Source organism: Hydrocarboniclastica marina, from assembly GCF_004851605.1.
Classification (GTDB): Bacteria; Pseudomonadota; Gammaproteobacteria; order Pseudomonadales; family Oleiphilaceae; genus Hydrocarboniclastica; species Hydrocarboniclastica marina.
Genome location: NZ_CP031093.1, coordinates 881979 through 899564 on the forward strand (window position 1 = coordinate 881979; position 17586 = coordinate 899564).

The window sequence follows — 17586 nt, forward strand, 5'->3', positions numbered from 1 at the left end:
TCAGTTGTCCTTTTGCTTGGTGCCGAAGATGCGGTCGCCCGCATCACCCAGACCGGGCAGAATATAGCCCTTGTCATTGAGTCGCTCGTCGATCGATGCGGTATAGATAGTCACATCAGGATGAGCCTCCTGCACGCGCTTGACGCCCTCTGGCGCAGCCACCAGCACCAGCGCGCGTATTTCTCTGCTGCCGGCCCGCTTGAGTACGTCAATGGTCGATACCAGCGAACCGCCCGTTGCCAGCATGGGGTCGACAATGATTGCCAGGCGCTGATCCAGTTCGCCTACCAACTTCTCCATGTATGTTTCAGCTTCAAGCGTACTTTCGTTGCGAACCTGCCCCACCACACTGACTCTCGCCGCAGGAATCTGGCTGAGGACGCCGTCCAGCATTCCCAGGCCGGCCCTCAGGATGGGGACGATTGTGACTTTCTTGCCCGCCAGGCGCTCGGCGGTAACAGGTCCGGCCCAGCCCTTGATCGTGTAGGTTTCGAGAATGAAATCCTTGGTGGCTTCGTAAGTCAGAAGTGCACCCACTTCCTGGGCCAGCTCGCGAAAGCTCTTGGTGCTGATATCTACCTGGCGCATCAGGCCCAGTTTGTGGCGGATCAGCGGATGGCGGATTTCGTGGACCGGCATGGGGTAAATCTCCTTCAGGCTTCGAATTGCGGAACGTCGGGCGGCGCAAACCGCCCGGTGCGACTTAGCATGCCAGGGCGCTCACCAATGCGCATGCACAGCTACAGCGAGTCAAGTTTGGTCAGGTCGCGCACAGCGCCTTGATCCGCACTGGTCGCAAGCATCGCATAGGCCTTGAGCGCTGCTGAAACACGACGCTGCCGAATCTCTGCTGGCGCCCAGCCACGCGCATTCATTGCTTCGCGACGGCTCGCAAGCTCGGCATCGTCCACCAACACATTGATAGAACGGCCGGGAATGTCGATCCGTATAAGGTCGCCGCTCTCGATCAGCCCGATTGCGCCGCCGGCCGCTGCCTCGGGTGACGCATGACCTATGGACAGCCCGGAGGTACCGCCGGAAAAGCGGCCGTCCGTCAGCAGAGCACAGGCTTTGCCCAGCCCTTTGGACTTCAGGTAGCTGGTCGGGTAGAGCATCTCCTGCATGCCGGGTCCGCCCTTGGGCCCTTCATAACGGATAATCACGACCTCGCCGGACTGGACCTCATTGTTGAGTATCCCGCTAACCGCCGCGTCCTGGCTTTCGAAAACACGGGCGGGACCTTCGAAGACCAGAATGGAATCATCCACCCCGGCAGTTTTTACGACGCACCCCGCGGTGGCAATGTTGCCATAGAGGACGGCCAGGCCTCCCTCCCGGGAATAGGCATGTTCAAGGGAGCGGATGCAGCCCGTTGCGCGGTCGCCATCGAGGCTCGGCCAGCGGGTCGACTGGCTGAAGGCCTCCTGGGTGGGGATGCCGGCGGGACCGGCTTTATACATCTGCACTACACTGGCGTCCGGCTCGCGCATGATATCCCACTGTTTCAGGGCCGCGGCCATGGTTTCACTGTGCACAGTCGGCATGTCGGTATGAAGCAGGCCGGCCCGGTCCAGTTCGCCCAGAATTGCCATGATGCCACCGGCGCGGTGAACATCTTCAATGTGATATTTCTGGGAGTTGGGTGCTACCTTGCAGAGCTGGGGTACTTTTCGTGACAGCTGGTCGATATCAGCCAGAGTGAAACCCACCTCGGCTTCCTGCGCCGCCGCCAGCAGGTGCAGGATTGTATTGGTCGAGCCGCCCATGGCGATATCCAGGGTCATGGCGTTCTCGAACGCACGACGGTTGGCGATGCTGCGGGGCAGCAGGCTGTCGTCATCGCGCTCGTAATGCAGCTGTGCATTCAGCACGATCTGCCGGGCCGCCTGCAGGAACAGTTCGCGACGGTCGGCATGGGTAGCGAGGATGGTGCCGTTGCCAGGCAAGGCCAGGCCAATCGCCTCCATGAGGCAATTCATGGAATTGGCCGTAAACATGCCCGAGCAGGATCCGCAGGTGGGGCAGGCACTACGCTCGATTTCAGCGACGTCCTCATCGGATACGGTGTCGTCTGCCGCGACTACCATGGCGTCAACAAGGTCGAGCTTGTGCGCTGACAATTTGGTCTTGCCAGCCTCCATTGGCCCGCCCGACACGAAAATGGCCGGTATGTTAAGGCGGAGGGCGGCCATCAGCATGCCCGGTGTGATCTTGTCGCAATTGGATATGCAGACAATGGCGTCGGCGCAGTGGGCGTTGACCATGTATTCGATCGAGTCGGCTATGAGGTCCCGGGACGGCAGCGAATAGAGCATGCCGTCGTGCCCCATGGCGATGCCGTCATCCACGGCAATGGTATTGAATTCTTTGGCGACGCCGCCAGACGCTTCGATCTCGCGGCAAACCATCTGCCCCAGGTCCTTGAGGTGGACATGGCCCGGTACGAACTGCGTGAATGAATTGGCGACTGCTATGATGGGTTTGCTGAAGTCACCGTCTTTCATTCCGGTTGCGCGCCACAGTGCCCGGGCGCCGGCCATGTTACGGCCTTGGGTGGTGGTGGAGGAGCGATACTTGGCCATGGCGGGGGTGTTCTCTCAGTCAGCGGTAGATCGTGAAGTCCGATGGCGCGCGCGTTATCGGCAGTCCGGATTAAAAACAGGACGCAGCTGCGGCGCAGAATGCGGCCATCATAGCAGAATTGCCATTCCGGTTAACGCCTGTTCATACAGGCGGTTGAGGGGGTAATGCGCGGCGGTGGTCGTGCTACACTTTGCGGCCCGTCGTCAGGAAGACGACTTGACGTTGAAACACTATCCACCCGGACTTCCGGCCTCAATAAGGTTTTCTCCCTGATGGTCCAAACACCGCGTCCCGGCGAGCGAGTCACACTCTCGGTGCTATCCCGTCAACTGAGAGGTTATCGTCCGCTTGACCGACTGACCGAAGACCAGCGCATCCTGGTTGCAGCGCGGGGAGAGCAGATGCACGTCCCGGCTGGCCACATTCTGGTCGACCCGGAGCGGAACGAAGGCCGCAGCTACTTCCTGCTGAGAGGCGCTTTGACGACGATGAATGCCAGCGGTGAGCTGGTTACAGTTGATGCCCAGGACAGTCATGCCGTGATCGACTCGGCCGCCTTGCAGGGTCCCATAAGAACGCTGTCCGACTGTCAGGTGCTACAGATTGAAACCGGTAAGCTCAACCGGCTGCTGCGGGAGGCGCCGGGCGTGCGCGACGGCGACGAGCTGCAGGTCACAGCGTCCGAGGATCCCCTCTACGCGGTGCTAACGACTATCCATGGTCACCTTCAGTCCAACCGCCTGCAGCTCCCCAGCCTGCCCGATGTCGCCTGGCGCGTGCGGCGGGTTGCAGACCAGGAAAACTCGACAGCTGACGATATCGCCCGGGTGATTAATGCAGACCCCGCCATGGCGGCCAAGCTGGTCAAGGCCGGAAACAGCGCGGTGTTTCGCGGATTCAGTGAAACCACCGTTCTGCGCGACGTTATTGTCCGGTTGGGCCTCGACACAACGCGGCAGCTAGTCACCGTGTTTGCGCTACGGGAACTGTTCCATACTGATAAACCTCTGCTGCTGCGGGCTATGGACCGTCTATGGGAGCATACTCGCGAGGTAGCGGCGCTCTCCTGGGCTCTGGCCCGGGCAATCCCCGGTATCAATCCGGAGGAAGCGATGCTGGCGGGTCTGTTACACGGCATCGGCGCCATTCCGGTCATACAGTACGCCGAGCGCTTTCCCAGCCTCTGTGCAGACGAAGTTGAGCTGGCGGCGGCAGTTGAAGCCCTTCAGGGCGAAGTGGGCGGGGCAATCCTCCGCCACTGGGGGTTTTCTGAATCAGTCTGCGAGACAGCCGAACAGGCCGGGCAGTGGCTATTCGATACAGGTAGTGATGAGCCCCGGCTGGTCGATGTGGTGTTGATTGCACAGATGCATGCACTGATAAGCCAGCAGAAGGGCGGCGAGCTTCCTGTGTTTTCCGATGTGCCCGCGTTCGGCCGCCTCGGCGCACTGACACCCGAAAAAAGTCTACGGGTTCTGCTCGCGGCACGGGAGCAGATAGAGTCGGTAAAACTCATCCTGTCAGGGCAGCCCGAGCTCGAAAGTGAATAATCCTTACCTTTTGGTCGCTGGGGCTTTTCTGACAGGAAGTCGGCCAATGTAGAACGAAACGCAGAGCGCGGTGGTCAACAGCAGAGCCGTGAGCCAGAGCGTGTTCATAAACCATGCCGAAAGTGCCATCGTGCTCCAGATCAGTACCAGCGTGTAAAATTTTGCCCTCAGTGGCATACCTGCACCGTCGAGATAATAGGCGAGATACTGTCCGAGGCGGGGGTGCGTCACCAGCCATCCATAAAATTGGCCTGAGCTGCGCAGGAAGCAGGCGGCTGCCAGTAGCAGAAAAGGGGTGGTTGGCAGTAGAGGCAGGGCAATACCAATGACGCCGAGTATGACTGCAACCCAGCCGCAGAGTAACAATAGGGCGCGCAGGTAACGGTTTTTCGCCGGACGAAAGCCCGCTGGCAGCGGAGTAAGGGGTATCTGGCTCAGGTCCTGGTCGGACGCCGGCTCCTCGGGATTTTTGGTCAAGCCTCCTCCCTGCGGACTGATGCCTGTTGCTGGTTGCGGTCAGGTGCATACATCGATCGCATTCCAGGCGAAGGGTAACGTGCGAGTTAGCGTATCGTGCCAACTAGAGTATCGGGCCAACTAGAGTATCGTGCCTCCTGGGGCAACGTGCCATTCCGGGGGTCCCGTTGTCCAGAGTATCGTGTGGCTTTGGGCGGCGTTTTGTTTGGGTCTGTTTCGTTGGGCCCGGTTTGGTTGGGTTCGGTTTGATCGGACATCGGGCCTGACAGGGCGTCTGATTTTCCGGTTCCCAGGCGTTTCAGGTTATCGTGGCAGTGCCGGTAGCCTCCGGCGCCTTAAACATCGCAGGCATGGAGCAAGAATGAAGACACCGCTGTTTCCTCTCAATTCCGTTGTGTTGCCTCGCGGTCGAGTGCCACTTCAGCTTTTTGAGCCGCGCTATCTGGATATGCTCAGTGAGTGTATGAAGACCAATCGTGGCTTTGTCATCGTCATGCTCAAGGGCGAGAAAGAGACGGACGCGAACGCGGAGTTCTACGACATCGGTACCTACGTACGGATTGTCGACTTCCGCCAGCTCGAAAACGGCCTTCTCGGGATCACGGTCGAAGGCGAAGGTAAAGTCGTGGTCATCAAGTCCTGGAAACAGGCTGACGGGTTGCAGATCGGTGAAGTGGAATGGCTTATGGAAGAGCCCGAGCATGCAATTACGGAAGAGTACGAGGAGCTGGTTTCGGTTTTGCGGGCGCTGGCACAGCATCCGGTCGTGAAAGAGCTGGAAATGCGGATCGACTACACCGATTGCCGGGATGTAGGCTGGCGACTTACAGAGTTGCTGCCAATCGATAAACACGAAAAACAGCGCATGGTCGAGCTCACCAATCCGCTTGAACGCCTGGGTATTCTGCTCGGCATCATCCAGCAGATGGAATGACATCGGGTGCTTGCGTCGTAGGAAGCCTCCGGAGCCCGAGCGGTTTGCGGGCCTGAGTCCCCATGCAGTGGGCCATCGCTACACACATCGTCTGATAACGCCAGCTCACCCTGCGAGGGGCGCGTAGCGCGCGATAGCCTCCTGCCAACGGAAAGTGCTGTAGCCAAAAATGAGCAGGAGCCAGATCAGCAAGGCAACGCCCGGCAGCCGCTTCAGTGATAGCGGGTGGCGGTCGTAGCGACTGAAGCTGACTCTCACCATGCCGCAAACTGCCAACCCCAGCAGCAGCCCACCAACGGTGTCACTGAACCAGTGAACGCCCAGGTACAGCCGGCTTAGTGCGACCAGGAAAATAGGCAGAGCCGCAACCCCGTAAATCTTCCAGCGCTGTCGACGCGGAAATTCCTGGGCGATAAAGGCCGCGGCCAAGCCATAGAGAACCGTGACGCCACTACTGTGCCCGCTGGGGTAGGCCGGCGTGACCGGTGGAAGGTCGACGGTTTCGGGCCGTGCCAGAAACAGACCGTATTTCAGTCCCGTGGTCAGCAGGGTAGTGGCCACACCCGCCAAGACTACGTGCACAGCCGCCGCCCGATGTCCTGCCCAGAAGAGACCGCCCGCAAACAGCGCGAACCCTGCCCCTAGCAAGAGAGCGTCGCCGCTCAGGGTAATGGCGATAAATAGGGGGTCAAGCAGCGGGAACCGTGCCGCCTGAAAAAACTCCATCGTCGCGATGTTGAAATTGTCCAGCCAGGAAGTCTTTATGACAATCAGCGTCCAGAATGCAAAAAGGGCAAGCGCACTCACCGCCAGCACAATAGATGGCAGCGGAAACTCCCGGGTTTTTCCTCGTGGCCTGGCCAGTGCTGACCATAGCGCGAAGGCACGGGGATGGCGGCGCAGGTATTTTTCGGTTGCGTTGTACAGGCGTCCCTGGGGCAACAAACCGAGATGGAGGCGGAAAAACAGCGCGAGCAGGCAGCTGACGGCAACAAGCGCCAGGACCAGGATAGGATAAAAGTGTGGTGGAAGGTCGGGGTCCCGCGCCAGCGACGCACCGACGAGGTAGCCCGGAAGAATATAAAGCGGCGCCCAGCCGAGCGCAGAAACCACATTGAACAGGCCGAACCGGCGACCATCCATCCCGAACGCGCCAGCTACCATAGGGATAATCGGCCTGATCGGCCCTATGAATCTGCCCAGCACGACGCTTTTGCCGCCATGAAGCTGAAAAAAGCCGACCCCACGTTCGAGTGCTGAGGGATAGCGGCTGAAAGGCCATAAGCTGGGCAGTCGATCCTTGAAGTAACGGCCTATCCAGAAGCTGGCGCTGTCCCCGGCGATGGCGCCGACACATGCCCAGGCCATGGCAGCCCAGGCTGACAGTTCGTGGGTGCCCGCTACTGCAGCGATCACGAATAGCATTGCCACCCCGGGCACCGCCAGGCCGGCAATCGCCAGCGACTCGAGCATCGCTGTGCCGGCAATCGCGGCGTTGATCCAGCCTGGGTTGGCCGCCAGCCAATTGTTGAGCGTGTTAAGCCAGTCTTCCACTTTAGAGGGTATCCTTTCTGTTGACAGCCTATCCCTGAGCTGGGCTGCCATCAGCTTGAGGCTGGGACCTCGAAGTGAACGGGTCGAGATGGTAGACCCGATTGTGCCCACGTCGCTGTGCTTCTTCCAGTGCTCTGCTGGCGCTGGCTACAAGCTCCTCAGGGGCCTGATCGCCCGGGTGCCAGGACACGCCCCCAAGGCATGCCGTGGCCGACTCGACAATGGGCCAGGTACCCTCGGCCACGACACGGCGAATTCTCTCTGCGATGACTCTTACGCCTTCTTCAGGCGTAAACGGCAGGAGTAGTAGGAACTCCCCACGGCCCAGGTGGTAGTGGCTGTCGCCGGCGCGGATGGTATCCCGAAGCGCATCGCTGACCTTTTCAAGCAGCGGGTGAAGGGAAGTCTCTCCATGCAGGGCCTCCAGTTCGCCATAGTAGTCAATGGCGAGGTGGAGTAATGAGAGCGGGTGGCCGGTCGACTCCGAGCGGCTGATTTCCCGCCGCAGGGTCTCGTCGAAGTATCGTTCGTTGAAAGCACCGGTTACAGGGTCAGTGGTAGTCAACTCGCCCACCCAGCGGGCGTGATGGTGGTAACGATAGGCAAAGACCGCAGCCATTGCGCCCAAAAGAAGCGCGCTGAGCAAACTTGCGATAGCCAGCAGCCCTTGGGCCTGGGTCAGCATGGCTATTCCCTGCAGCAGTATCAGCAATCCCGCCAGCAGGAGTCCGCGGTGAAGCGGCAAAAGAAGAAGCGCCAACAGAATAAGCGGAAAAATCCAGAAGCTGGCGAGCTGCGGATTGCTCAGGTTGAGCACGAGTACGACGACAGCCATCAACCCCAGAATCAGACCGTGGCCGCTTGCTGACAATTGCTGGCGGTGTACCCATAGGGTGTAGCCTATGCCGCCCGCCGCCAGGGCAACCAAGAAAAGCGCGGCGTAGAAGAACCGGTAGAAGCCATAGAGTAGGTTGAGGTAAGCCAGCATGGAGAAGGCAAGAATACACAATGCATAAGCAAGCGTATGGATGCGTGTGCGCAAGCGCGTCTCGGTCACCGTTCAGCCCCTTCGTCTTCTCGCTGGACATCCCGTCCGGCCCAGGATTGGGTGCGGTTGCCGCCGCTCACCTGGACCCGTCGTAGCGCTTCGCTCGCCCGCGCCAGCAAGCTGTCTGCATCGTCGCCGACGTTCAGGGCAGTCACCCCGGCCGATAGCGGGAGGGTGAGAGCGTGTGTGTCCATGAGCTTTGCCGCGACCAGGCGGATGCTGTCGGCCTGGCGCATGGCGCTTGCGGTCTCAAGACAGGGCAGGATCAGCAAAAAACCACTCTCGTCAATTCTGTAGTAGCTGTCGAAAGTACGTAACTCCTGGTGTAACACCCGGCCCAGTTGGCGCAATAGCGCGCTTTGATCGGCCGTGGGAAGCGGCGTGTCTTGCGGATCGAGCGCAAGATGAACTACGGCGAGCGCGGTCCCTTCGCGCTCGCTGCGCTGGATCTCGGTGTGCAGGTCAGCGTGCAAATGCTCCTGAGTGGAAGCCAGGGTCAAGGTATCCGTTCGCCGCAAGGGCGCCAGTTGCCTTACCTTGACTTCTCGCAGATACACAAACAGACCGGTCAGCAAGGCCACGAGCAAAAGCGTTGGCACCAACTGATGCCGCAGCGCACCCAGGCCTTTCGGCTCAAGAGCGGCAAGAAGCATGGCGCCGGTGACAAAAACCAGGTTCAGAACCAATGCCCACCTGATAGGCCAGACCAGGAAGAAAAAGAGGGGCACAAGCAGGGTCCAGAACACCAGTTCCGGTTGCCAGCCGAGAATCGCACTCAGACCCAGCCCAGCCACCAGAATGCTCGCGGCACGAGCCAATGCGAGCCCCCAGAATGACGAAGACGACCGGTTGGCGAACCAGCCGAGTGCGGCCGTACAGCCCAACGCAAGTGAGGTAAGGCCACTCAGAAAGTGGCCGGAAGCCACCAGCGTCGTGGCGAAAACCAGCAAAACCAGCGCACAGAACTGTAGCAGGTGTCCGATCGGACGGCGGTCGTCGACATCGACCATGCGTGACTCCTGTAGCCGGCGTGAAATGTCTGGTTCGGATTCCGTGTCAGCGTAGGTATAATACTTCAGGCACGGTCGGGTCCAGGCCAGTGAGCATGCAACTGCAGCTCAAGGAAAGCATAAGGCTGCTGCAGAAAACACGAAAAGTCCACGATAAAACGGTCCGGCCCCGTTGTTCACAACCGGTCAGTAGCAGAATCAGGCAAAACTTGAAGGCACCGAAGGATTCTTATGGATATCGAGCAATATATGCAGGGCGTCGGGCGTCGGGCCCGGGCCGCCAGCAGGGCAGTTGCACGCGCCAATAGTGGTGTCAAGAATGCGGCACTACTGGCCATCGCGGACGCGCTTGATCACGCCCGGTCTGAACTGGAGGCCGAGAACGCACGGGATCTGGCGCAGGCAAAGGAGAACGGCCTCGATGCCGCGATGCTGGACCGGCTTGAGCTGACACCGGCCCGTGTTGACAGCATGATAGAGGGCCTGCGACAGGTCGCTGCTCTGCCTGATCCGGTCGGGGTCATCTCGGATATGGCGTTTCAGCCCTCCGGTATCCAGGTCGGGCGCATGCGTGTGCCCCTGGGCGTCATCGGTATCATCTATGAATCCCGACCCAACGTGACCATTGACGCTGCCAGCCTCTGCCTGAAGTCCGGTAACGCCACCATTTTGCGCGGCGGCTCGGAGGCGATTCACTCGAACCAGGCGATAGCGGCCTGCGTCCAGAAAGGTCTTAAGGCTGCGGGCCTGCCAGCGGATGCGGTGCAAGTCATTGAGACCACGGACCGTGCCGCGGTAGGCCATCTGATCGCCATGCCTGAGTATGTGGACGTTATAGTGCCCCGGGGTGGTAAGGGACTGATCGAACGCATCAGTCGTGACGCTCGCGTACCGGTGATCAAACACCTGGACGGTATCTGCCATGTTTTCATTGATCGATCGGCAGACCCGGATAAAGCTCATCGGGTCACCGTCAATGCTAAAACACAACGCTACGGTACCTGCAATACGCTGGAGACTTTGCTGGTCGACGCGCCTGTTGCCGAAGCCGTGCTGCCCGGTCTGGCGCATGCATTCTCAGACGCGGGTGTCGAACTGAGGGGTTGTGAGCAGACGCGTTCGATTCTGGGCGGAATCAAGGCCGCGACCGAGGAGGACTGGCGTACGGAATACCTGGCACCGATTCTGGCGATCAAGATTGTTGATGGCCTGGATGAAGCCATGGAGCACATAAACACATACAGCTCACAGCACACAGATTCAATCATTACCGAGGACTACACCCGTGCACGTCGATTCATCGCTGAAGTTGACTCGGCTTCGGTGATGGTCAACGCGTCGACGCGGTTCGCCGATGGTTTCGAGTATGGCCTTGGGGCCGAAATCGGCATCTCTACTGATAAGCTCCATGCGCGCGGCCCGGTCGGGCTCGAAGGACTGACCTCGCAAAAATACGTCGTATTCGGCGACGGCCACATCCGTCGATGAGTTTCGAAGTGCCGGGGTTGCACGTGATGTTTGGGGGGACCTACGATCCGATCCACAACGGTCATCTGCGGGTAGCGGTTGAGTTGCGCGAAACGCTCGAAGCCCAGTTGTCGGGGACGGCACAGGTTCATCTTGTGCCTTGTCACGTACCACCCCACCGTGCAAATCCCGGGGCCAGCGCCAGACAGCGTTGTGAGATGCTGGCTTTGGCGATCGACGGCGAGATGAGGCTCGAAGTGGACCCCCGGGAAATCGAACGCCCCGAGCCCTCCTGGTCAGTTGACACGCTGGCTCAGATGCGGGAAGAGATCGGCGACGATGCGCCATTAGCCATGACCGTGGGTACCGATTCGTTCATGGCGATTGATCGCTGGCACCGCTGGCGGGAAATCCTTGAGTTGGCCCATATCATTGTCGTTCAGCGCCCGGGATACCGTGTCGGTCCGGGAACTGAAGCCGAGCACCTGCTGTCGACGAGGCGCGCCGAGCGCGCAGGTGCGCTCACCGAAAAACGGGCGGGACGGATACTGCCCCTGACTCTCTCTTTGCTGGACATCTCGGCGACTGACATCCGCGCCCGGGTAGCTTCGGGACGATCGCCGCGTTATCTGGTTCCCGATGCGGTCTGGCGCTATATCTGCGACCATTCGCTCTACACTAAACAGTGATTCTTATCCCATTCGCCCAGACAGGGGCTCAAAGGTATCTATGCAAGCGCAGGAACTGAAAGAATTCGTCATTGAAGTCCTGGAGAACCTCAAAGCACGGGATATTTCCGTGGTAGATGTGAGTGATCGCACCAGTGTCACGGACTTCATGATCATCGCATCCGGTACCTCCAATCGCCATGTGCGCTCTCTTGCTGAAGAGGTCGTCACCTCGGCCAAGGCCCGTGGCATTCGCGCGCCTGGTGTCGAAGGTGGGGCCAATAGCGACTGGGTGCTTGTGGATATGGGGGATGTGGTCGTGCACGTGATGCTCCCGGCGACACGGGAATTTTATGACATTGAGCGGTTCTGGAGAGATGCTCCGGCCCCGGGGGCAGTGCGTGAGGACTATTTTGGAAACGAGTGAATCGGGCCCGCTCGGTTGGGGAGCATGGGCTGGGCTGGGTAATGCATGCGACTGAAACTTATTGCAGTTGGGCAGAAAATGCCCGGCTGGGTTAATGAAGGTTTCAGGGAATATGCGCGCCGCCTGCCCCCGGAAATGCCATTGGAACTTATTGAGATTCCCCTGGCCAAACGGGGTCGGAATGCTGATGTCGCCCGACTGGTTGAACGAGAAGGCGATCTCATGTTGCAGGCAGTGCATGACAATGACTGGGTTGTCGCACTGGACATTCCTGGCAAAGCCTGGAGCACCGAAACGCTTTCGGAACAGATGCAGCGCTGGCAGATGCAGGGCCAGAACCTGGCGCTGCTGGTCGGTGGGCCTGACGGCCTCGCCCCGGCTTGCCGGGACCGGGCGGCCCAGAGTTGGTCGCTCTCGACATTGACCCTGCCGCACCCGTTGGTGCGGGTTCTGGTCGCCGAACAGCTTTACCGTGCCTGGACGATTACCCGCAACCATCCGTATCACCGTTAGCGCAACAGGCGTTTTTACACTGCCCGGCTGCGGCAACGCTCTACAGACCAGTCACCTATGAAACACGTCGGTTAAATCAGGATCAAGCGCGAGAATACGTTAATGTGGGGCACCTTCAAAGATACCGCATCGGAGCGGAGGCTATTCCGGAGCCGGGCGGTTATCAGCATGGCTGTCGTCCTCGTGATGACCAGCATAGTGGTGGGGCGCTTCTATTATCTCCAGTTGGTACAGCATCAGACCTATACCACCCTTTCGGACAAAAACCGGGTTCAGGTCCAGTCTATTCCGCCCACCCGTGGTCTCATCTACGACCGTAACGGCGAGTTGCTGGCGCAGAACCGTCCCGTCTTCAGCGTGACCATTGTGCCCGAGCGGGTTGAATCCATAGACGGTGTTCTGGGTCGCCTGGACCAGCTAATAGGCATACCTGAGAGTGACGCTGAGCGGTTCCGTAAACGTGTAAAGGAATACCGTCGTCCTTTTGAGCCAATACCTCTGCGTTACAACCTGACCGAGGATGAAATTGCTCGGTTGGCGGTTCACCGTCACACCTTGCCTGGCGTCGAAGTAGATGCTGAACTGGTGCGTTATTACCCCCATGCCGAACTCACGGCCCACGCGCTGGGTTATGTTGGTCGAATCAACGAGCAGGAGCTGCGTAATGTCGACCCTGTCGACTACGCCGGCACCAACTACATTGGCAAATTGGGCGTGGAGGATGTTTACGAGGACATTCTGCACGGCACCGTTGGCTATCAGAATGTCGAAACCAACGCCCGGGGCCGGGTGCTTCGGGTTCTGGAAAAACTGAATCCGGTGCCGGGCGACGACTTGCGACTACACCTCGATATACGACTGCAGGCGCTGGCGATGCAGCTTCTGGAAGGGAGGAGAGGCGCTATCGTTGCCATTGAGCCGAAAACGGGCGGTATCCTGGCGCTTGCCAGTGCACCGAGCTTCGACACCAACAGCTTCGTAACGGGCATCGATAGCAAGAGTTATCGCGAGCTGCGCGAGTCCCGCGATCTGCCGCTGTTTAACCGTGCACTTCGGGGACAGTATCCCCCGGGATCTACCATTAAGCCGATGATGGCCATTGCCGGTCTGGACAGCGATACGGTGACCCAGCAGAAGACTATTTGGGACCCCGGCTTTTATCGGCTCAGCGGCAACGACCGCGTCTACCGCGACTGGAAAAGGAGCGGGCATGGCTGGATGAACTTGCGGGAATCTATTTCACAGTCGTGCGACACCTACTTCTACGATATGGGCTACAAGATGGGGGTCGACACGATGTCCGATTATCTGGCGAGATTCTCGTTCGGGATGAACGCGACGCTGGACGTGGGTGGGGCCCTTTCCGGCCTGTTACCTACGCGGGAGTGGAAGCGCGGCCGCCATAACCTGCCCTGGTTCCCAGGGGATTCAGTCAACATGAGTATTGGCCAGGGGTTTTTGCTGACCACCCCTCTCCAACTGGCGACAGCGACGGCCATGGTGGCCAACCGGGGCGAATGGGCGGCTCCACGTATGCTGCGGATGCTCAACAAAGATACCGATGCCGCGACTGTTTTACCGGAGAGTCCGCTGGCCGATCTCGATATCCAGCGCCCTGAAGATTGGGAGTATGTTATTGCCGGCATGAAGGATGTTATGCATGGTCCCAGGGGTACTGCACGCGCCGCTGGCAAAGGCGCACCCTTTGAAATTGCGGGCAAGTCGGGCACTGCCCAGGTTTTCAGTCTCGCCAAGGATCAGGAGTATGATGCTGAGGAGCTGGCCGAGCGGTTGCGAGATCACGCGTTGTTTGTCGCTTTTGCGCCAGCTGATAATCCGCAGATCGCTGTTGCGGTCATGGTTGAGAACGGCGGCAGCGGCAGCGGGGTCGCGGCCCCTATGGCCCGGGAAATGCTGAACGCATGGATCACGGGTTTTTCTGAAGCACCGCCGGGCGGCGAGCCCGGCGGCGACGCCATCGCCCAGATCGAGGCGCACTGATGGCCGCGCGCGATTATCAACATCAGCTAACCAGCGAGGCGCGCCTTGGCCGACCCAAAGGCTGGCTGGCCCGGCTACACCTTGACCCATTACTCTTGCTGCTCTTGCTGGTGCTGACTTGCGCGGGCATGGTCATCCTTTACAGCGGAAGCAACACGGATATCGAAACGCTTGAGCGACAGGCAATCCGGATGAGCCTCGCCTTCGTGGTCATGTTTGCATTTGCCCAGATCGACCCCGCGGTATACAGGCGTTGGGGCCCATGGATCTATAGTGCAGGAGTTATCGCGCTCATTGCCGTGGCGGTTGTCGGGGTAGGGGCCAAAGGTGCCCAGCGCTGGCTTCAGTTACCTGGTTTACCCAGGGTTCAGCCTTCGGAGTTCATGAAAATCGCCATGCCGCTTATGGCTGCCTGGTACCTCGGTAGCCGTTCGCTACCGCCGCGCTTGGGCTCGACCGCCGTCTGCTTACTGCTCATTATTGTGCCGGTTGCGCTGATTGTATCGCAGCCTGACCTTGGTACCGGCCTGCTGATCACAGTGTCCGGGGTCTTCGTGCTTTTTCTGGCAGGCATACGCTGGCGCTACATTGTTGCGTTCGCCGGACTGATCGGTCTGGCGGCGCCGGTCATGTGGTTTTTTGGCATGCGGGAGTATCAGAAACAGCGTGTGCTGACGTTTCTCAACCCTGAGAGTGATCCCCTCGGCTCCGGCTGGAATATCATCCAGTCTAAAACCGCGATCGGGTCGGGCGGCTTCAGTGGCAAAGGTTACCTTCAGGGCACCCAGTCCCACCTTGACTTCCTGCCTGAAAGCCATACCGACTTCATTGTCGCCGTGCTGGCCGAAGAGTTCGGCTTCATGGGGGTGATTGCGCTGGTGGTTGTTTACCTGCTGATCGTCATGCGCGGCCTGTACATCGCTGCGCAGGCTCAGGACGCGTTCGGACGCATGCTTGCAGGTAGCCTGACCCTGACCTTCTTTATTTACGCGTTTGTGAACATGGGTATGGTCAGTGGTCTACTGCCCGTTGTGGGAGTGCCATTGCCACTGGTCAGTTACGGCGGCACATCAATTGTTACGCTGATGGCAGCGTTTGGCATATTAATGTCCATTCATACCCATCGACGATTTCTCACTTCATGAAGCGATGTGCGAGTGGAGCTATTGCATGCGTACGCCTAGTCTATACTATTCAGGTTTTTGCCAAACGTTCTTAACGTTGTTTCAGTTTTTGACGTCGTCCCAGCATAGGCTCGACAGCGTGGGCAAACCTTTTCCTTGTTTCGGTTCGAGTAATGGGCCGGGAGAACTGATGACAGCTCTTTTGCGTTTCAACCCCCGCCTTTTTTTGAGGGCGATCACTCTCGGCTTTACCCTTGGGCCCTGCGTCGCTGGCGCGACTTATACTCAGACAGAGGCTGGCCGGGCGTTTGTGGCGCAGATGCATACCGAGCATGGTTTTCGGCGCGAAGATGTGGCGACGTGGCTGGCAGAGGCGGAAAAGCAGCAGAAAATCATAGACGCGATCAGTAGTCCCGCCGAGAAAACACTCGACTGGCAGGCTTACCGCAAAATCTTTATGACGGGCGACCGTATCGCTGGCGGCCGGGCGTTCCTTGAAGCTCACCGTGAGGCCTTCGGCCGGGCTGAGGAGGCGCCAGGGCTTGCGCGGTCCATCGCCGCCGCAATCATTGGCGTCGAGACCCGCTACGGCCAGTTTCGCGGCAGCTATCGCGTCATTGATGCTTTGGCCACGCTAGGTTTTGACTACCCACCTCGCTCAACCTTTTTTCGCAAGGAGCTTGAGCAGTTCCTGTTGCTGACACGGGAGCAGGGTTTCGACCCGCTCAAGGTGCGCGGTTCCTATGCCGGTGCCATGGGTTATGGCCAGTTCATATCGAGTAGCTACCGGGCCTACGCGATTGATTTCGATGGTGATGGTGTTGCCGATCTGCTGGACAACCCGACCGACGCCATCGGCAGCGTGGCGAATTATTTTGCCCGCCATGGCTGGAAAGCCGGGCAACCCGTTGCCGAGCGGGTACAGGTAGGGCCTCATCTGGCAGCAATGGCCGAGACACAACTGAAACCTGGCAAAAAACTCGGGCAGTTCAGGGCCGCCGGCCTTACTGTTCAGGCCGATCTGCCCGATGACGCGCCAGCCCGGCTGCTGCAGCTCGAAGGCGAAAACGGGCCGGAGTTCTGGCTGACCTTCCACAATTTCTATGTCATAACACGCTACAACCACAGTTCGCTCTACGCCATGGCCGTTCTGGAGCTGTCGCGCGCACTGGAGGCTGGCGGCGAGGATGAGGTTTAGATCCCGATGAAACACGGTGTAACTGGCACGCGGCTGTTTTCAACGCAGGCATGTTCGAGTGTTCTGCTTAGTGTTCTTGTGCTCCTGGGTGGGTGTTCTTCGACAGGTTCCGGCCAGAAGTACCAGTCAGATTCTCGCTACACCATGAGCCAGGACGCGCCGCCGAGCGGCGACTATGATGTTTCCGGGCTTGAGGACGCGGTGCCACGGGCTGAACCGTATAGCCGTGGTGGTAATCGCTCCCCCTATACCGTATGGGGCAAAAGCTATAACGTACTCGACAGCAGCCATGGCTATGTTGAGACGGGAACTGCGAGCTGGTACGGCGCCAAGTTTCACGGTCACAAGACCTCAAACGGCGAAACCTACGACATGTACGCCATGTCCGCCGCCCACAAGAACCTGCCGATTCCCAGCTTTGTAGAAGTTACCAACCTGGACAATAACCGCCGCGTCATTGTGCGGGTGAATGACCGCGGTCCGTTCCATTCCGACCGTATCATTGATCTGTCATACGCGGCCGCCAAAAAGCTTGATTTCACCAACAAGGGCACGGCCAGAGTCCGCATTGCAGCCATTTCGGTCAGTGCCGACGGGTCCTGGACCGTAGCCGGTAAAGATCAGCGAAGGGTCGCAACCACCGATATGGATACGGCTTCCCGGTCGGGTACAGCGCGAACCGTCAGTGCAGGCCAGCCAGGTGGTCGGCCGTATGTACAGGTAGGTGCGTTCCGGAGCTTACAATCGGCCGCTGCGCTCAGGCTGCAAATTTCGGAAATCACGCAGGCCCCGGTTCATGTAGTTGAGGCGGCCAACGATGCAGCGGGCTGGCATCGAGTCCATGTTGGCCCGTTCGATTCGCGCTCTCGTGCCGAGACTGAGCGTGACCGCATCGAAGCCAGGCAGTTGGGCCAGCCGATTGTTGTAATGCGCGATGACGACCGCTGATCGCGCCGGGCAAATACTGGGCAAATGTGATCTTCAGGCGACCCAACTTAACCCAGCGCCGCATGCGCTGAACAACTGACTCTG

16 protein-coding genes are annotated in these 17586 nt (G+C 59.2%); 10 read left to right on the forward strand and 6 right to left on the reverse strand.

Annotated features, from left to right (window positions below):
* A complete protein-coding gene (gene upp, locus soil367_RS04010) occupies positions 1-639 on the reverse strand; it encodes a uracil phosphoribosyltransferase (protein ID WP_136547126.1) in 639 nt (212 codons plus the stop codon).
* A 101-nt stretch (positions 640-740) separates the two neighbouring features.
* On the reverse strand, positions 741-2582 hold the full coding sequence (gene ilvD, locus soil367_RS04015) for a dihydroxy-acid dehydratase (RefSeq protein ID WP_136547128.1): 1842 nt from the start codon (positions 2580-2582) through the stop codon (positions 741-743).
* A gap of 273 nt (positions 2583-2855) precedes the next feature.
* Between ilvD and soil367_RS04020 the strand changes: the two genes are divergently transcribed.
* The gene (locus tag soil367_RS04020) at positions 2856-4133 is read left to right on the forward strand and encodes an HDOD domain-containing protein (protein WP_172962257.1); all 1278 of its coding nucleotides are present in this window, start codon (positions 2856-2858) and stop codon (positions 4131-4133) included.
* Between the two features lie 3 nt (positions 4134-4136).
* Here the strand turns inward: soil367_RS04020 and soil367_RS04025 are convergent, their stop codons facing one another.
* Entirely contained in the window at positions 4137-4610 is a 474-nt protein-coding gene (locus tag soil367_RS04025) for a YbaN family protein (RefSeq protein WP_216642770.1), read from the reverse strand.
* A 361-nt stretch (positions 4611-4971) separates the two neighbouring features.
* Here soil367_RS04025 and soil367_RS04030 point away from each other — a divergent pair, with 361 nt between their 5' ends.
* Positions 4972-5544 (forward strand): LON peptidase substrate-binding domain-containing protein, encoded by a 573-nt coding sequence (locus tag soil367_RS04030; RefSeq protein ID WP_136547134.1) that lies wholly within the window; start codon positions 4972-4974, stop codon positions 5542-5544.
* A 105-nt stretch (positions 5545-5649) separates the two neighbouring features.
* Here the strand turns inward: soil367_RS04030 and soil367_RS04035 are convergent, their stop codons facing one another.
* The 3 genes from soil367_RS04035 to soil367_RS04045 are packed head-to-tail and all read right to left on the reverse strand — an operon-like array spanning position 5650 to position 9156.
* Positions 5650-7098, reverse strand: coding sequence for a bifunctional DedA family/phosphatase PAP2 family protein (locus soil367_RS04035; RefSeq protein ID WP_172962258.1), 1449 nt, complete (start codon positions 7096-7098; stop codon positions 5650-5652).
* A gap of 28 nt (positions 7099-7126) precedes the next feature.
* Positions 7127-8155: a GGDEF domain-containing protein gene (locus soil367_RS04040; RefSeq protein ID WP_136547138.1), complete on the reverse strand. Its 1029-nt coding sequence runs from the start codon at positions 8153-8155 to the stop codon at positions 7127-7129.
* Positions 8152-9156, reverse strand: coding sequence for a GGDEF domain-containing protein (locus soil367_RS04045; protein WP_136547140.1), 1005 nt, complete (start codon positions 9154-9156; stop codon positions 8152-8154). Before soil367_RS04045 ends, soil367_RS04040 begins: the two co-directional genes overlap by 4 nt.
* Before the next feature lie 231 nt (positions 9157-9387).
* On the opposite strand from soil367_RS04045, the gene soil367_RS04050 reads away from it, so the two are divergent.
* The 8 genes from soil367_RS04050 (at position 9388) to soil367_RS04085 (ending at position 17502) form a co-directional block, all read left to right on the forward strand.
* Positions 9388-10644, forward strand: coding sequence for a glutamate-5-semialdehyde dehydrogenase (locus tag soil367_RS04050; protein WP_136547142.1), 1257 nt, complete (start codon positions 9388-9390; stop codon positions 10642-10644).
* Positions 10641-11312: a nicotinate-nucleotide adenylyltransferase gene (nadD, locus tag soil367_RS04055; protein ID WP_246065512.1), complete on the forward strand. Its 672-nt coding sequence runs from the start codon at positions 10641-10643 to the stop codon at positions 11310-11312. The genes soil367_RS04050 and nadD overlap by 4 nt, the downstream gene beginning before the upstream one ends.
* 40 nt (positions 11313-11352) lie before the next feature.
* Positions 11353-11718, forward strand: coding sequence for a ribosome silencing factor (rsfS, locus tag soil367_RS04060; protein ID WP_136547145.1), 366 nt, complete (start codon positions 11353-11355; stop codon positions 11716-11718).
* 45 nt (positions 11719-11763) lie between these two features.
* Positions 11764-12231, forward strand: coding sequence for a 23S rRNA (pseudouridine(1915)-N(3))-methyltransferase RlmH (rlmH, locus tag soil367_RS04065; RefSeq protein ID WP_136547147.1), 468 nt, complete (start codon positions 11764-11766; stop codon positions 12229-12231).
* A 102-nt stretch (positions 12232-12333) separates the two neighbouring features.
* Complete coding sequence (gene mrdA, locus soil367_RS04070; RefSeq protein WP_136547149.1) at positions 12334-14232, forward strand: penicillin-binding protein 2; 1899 nt, start codon at positions 12334-12336, stop codon at positions 14230-14232.
* Positions 14232-15377 carry a rod shape-determining protein RodA gene (rodA, locus tag soil367_RS04075; RefSeq protein WP_136547152.1) on the forward strand — a complete coding sequence of 382 codons (1146 nt, stop codon included), beginning with the start codon at positions 14232-14234 and terminating at the stop codon, positions 15375-15377. Before mrdA ends, rodA begins: the two co-directional genes overlap by 1 nt.
* Before the next feature lie 169 nt (positions 15378-15546).
* Positions 15547-16554: a lytic murein transglycosylase B gene (gene mltB / locus soil367_RS04080; RefSeq protein WP_136547154.1), complete on the forward strand. Its 1008-nt coding sequence runs from the start codon at positions 15547-15549 to the stop codon at positions 16552-16554.
* 6 nt (positions 16555-16560) lie between these two features.
* Positions 16561-17502 (forward strand): septal ring lytic transglycosylase RlpA family protein, encoded by a 942-nt coding sequence (locus tag soil367_RS04085; RefSeq protein ID WP_136547156.1) that lies wholly within the window; start codon positions 16561-16563, stop codon positions 17500-17502.
* The last annotated feature ends 84 nt before the right edge of the window (positions 17503-17586 follow it).

What these genes read in the sequence shown, in the direction of transcription:
- rodA (WP_136547152.1), top strand. Translation starts at nt 14,232, where the DNA reads ATGGCCGCGCGCGATTATCAACATCAGCTAACCAGCGAGGCGCGCCTT.
- soil367_RS04045 (WP_136547140.1), bottom strand. Translation starts at nt 9,156, where the DNA reads ATGGTCGATGTCGACGACCGCCGTCCGATCGGACACCTGCTACAGTTC.
- soil367_RS04050 (WP_136547142.1), top strand. Translation starts at nt 9,388, where the DNA reads ATGGATATCGAGCAATATATGCAGGGCGTCGGGCGTCGGGCCCGGGCC.
- soil367_RS04030 (WP_136547134.1), top strand. Translation starts at nt 4,972, where the DNA reads ATGAAGACACCGCTGTTTCCTCTCAATTCCGTTGTGTTGCCTCGCGGT.
- rsfS (WP_136547145.1), top strand. Translation starts at nt 11,353, where the DNA reads ATGCAAGCGCAGGAACTGAAAGAATTCGTCATTGAAGTCCTGGAGAAC.
- rlmH (WP_136547147.1), top strand. Translation starts at nt 11,764, where the DNA reads ATGCGACTGAAACTTATTGCAGTTGGGCAGAAAATGCCCGGCTGGGTT.
- nadD (WP_246065512.1), top strand. Translation starts at nt 10,641, where the DNA reads ATGAGTTTCGAAGTGCCGGGGTTGCACGTGATGTTTGGGGGGACCTAC.
- mrdA (WP_136547149.1), top strand. Translation starts at nt 12,334, where the DNA reads ATGTGGGGCACCTTCAAAGATACCGCATCGGAGCGGAGGCTATTCCGG.
- upp (WP_136547126.1), bottom strand. Translation starts at nt 639, where the DNA reads ATGCCGGTCCACGAAATCCGCCATCCGCTGATCCGCCACAAACTGGGC.
- soil367_RS04020 (WP_172962257.1), top strand. Translation starts at nt 2,856, where the DNA reads ATGGTCCAAACACCGCGTCCCGGCGAGCGAGTCACACTCTCGGTGCTA.
- soil367_RS04085 (WP_136547156.1), top strand. Translation starts at nt 16,561, where the DNA reads ATGAAACACGGTGTAACTGGCACGCGGCTGTTTTCAACGCAGGCATGT.
- mltB (WP_136547154.1), top strand. Translation starts at nt 15,547, where the DNA reads ATGACAGCTCTTTTGCGTTTCAACCCCCGCCTTTTTTTGAGGGCGATC.
- ilvD (WP_136547128.1), bottom strand. Translation starts at nt 2,582, where the DNA reads ATGGCCAAGTATCGCTCCTCCACCACCACCCAAGGCCGTAACATGGCC.